We start from the raw sequence: 1,395 nt of genomic DNA on the forward strand, positions 1-1,395 counted from the left end.
TGGCAGCGCGACTGGGCGCGCCGCGACTCGTACGACGCGGTGATGGCGATCGCGAAGGAGCATTCGGGCGCGTACGGAATGGGCGTCGACTACGCGTACACGATGGTCCACAAGGCGCCGCAGCGCACCGCGACGCCGCACGAGTCGATTCCGCCCGTTCCGGCGAAGTAAGCACGGACGGCCTGCAACGGCTGATGCCGGTGCGGCGGGTTCGATGCGAACGCGCCGCATGGGCGCCATGGCCGCGGGCGGCGGACGTGAAAGAAACACGAATGCCGCCCGCGGCATGCCGTTCGGAACGCCGCGCCTGCATTTGAATTTGTCCGGGAGATTTATCGCATGGAACCTTATCTGGTTTCCCTTGGTGCGGGCCTGCTGATCGGTGTGATTTACAGCGCCATCAAGGTTCGCTCTCCCGCACCGCCGCTGATTGCGCTGGTCGGGTTGCTCGGCATGCTGATCGGCGTGCAGGCCTTACCCACCGTGAAACAGCTGTTTGGCTTCTGATCAACAAGAGGTGATGCACATGACCGCAACCGTGACCCAGCCGGATCTGATCCTGCATAACGGACGATTCACGACGCTCGATCGCGCGAACCCCGTCGCCACGGCCGTCGCGATTGCCGCCGGCCGCTTCGTCGCCGTCGGCAGCGACGCGGACGTCATGCCGCTCGCTGGCCGTGCGACGAAGACGATCGATCTCGGCGGCCGCGGCGTGCTGCCGGGCCTGATCGACAACCACTGCCACGTGATTCGCGGCGGCCTGAACTACAACATGGAACTGCGCTGGGACGGCGTGCCGTCGCTCGCGGTCGCGATGGAGATGCTCAAGCGTCAGGTCGCCGTGACGCCCGCGCCGCAGTGGGTGCGCGTGGTCGGCGGCTTCACCGAACATCAGTTCGTGGAGAAGCGACTGCCGACGATCGACGAACTCAATGCAGTCGCGCCGGACACGCCGGTGTTCATCCTGCACCTGTACGATCGTGCGTTGCTGAACGCGGCGGCGCTGCGGGTGGTCGGCTATACGAAGGACACGCCGGAGCCGCCGGGCGGAACCATCCTGCGCGATGCCGCCGGCCATCCGACCGGCCTGCTGCTCGCGAACCCGAACGCGACGATCCTCTACGCGACGCTCGCGAAGGGTCCGAAGCTGCCGTTCGAGTATCAGTACAACTCGACGCGCCACTTCATGCGCGAGCTGAACCGGCTGGGCGTGACCGGCGTGATCGACGCGGGTGGAGGATCTCAGAATTATCCGGAGGATTACGAAGTGATCCGCAAGCTGCACGATGCGGGCGAGATGACGATCCGGATCGCGTACAACCTGTTCACGCAGAAGCCGAACGCGGAGAAGGAAGACTTCGTGAACTGGACGAAGAGCGTCAAGTACCACGA

At 65.0% G+C, this 1,395-nt stretch carries 2 protein-coding genes and 1 pseudogene; all 3 read left to right on the forward strand.

Annotation, left to right across the window (positions count from 1 at the left end; translation table 11 throughout):
- A pseudogene (locus WT97_RS12815) lies at nt 1-171 on the forward strand (hydrolase); the annotation flags it as partial.
- Nucleotides 172-339: 168 nt separating this feature from the next.
- Entirely contained in the window at nt 340-507 is a 168-nt protein-coding gene (locus WT97_RS12820) for a DUF1427 family protein (protein WP_014725963.1), read from the forward strand.
- 19 nt (nt 508-526) lie between these two features.
- Nucleotides 527-1,395, forward strand: an 869-nt coding sequence (locus tag WT97_RS12825) for an amidohydrolase family protein (RefSeq protein ID WP_156440251.1), incomplete at its 3' end; no start/stop codon positions are given.

It is taken from the genome of Burkholderia sp. MSMB1459WGS, assembly GCF_001534535.1.
Taxonomy (GTDB): domain Bacteria; phylum Pseudomonadota; class Gammaproteobacteria; order Burkholderiales; family Burkholderiaceae; genus Burkholderia.

Excerpts from the sequence above, each read along its gene's own strand:
- WT97_RS12820 (WP_014725963.1), top strand. The coding sequence starts at position 340 with ATGGAACCTTATCTGGTTTCCCTTGGTGCGGGCCTGCTGATCGGTGTG.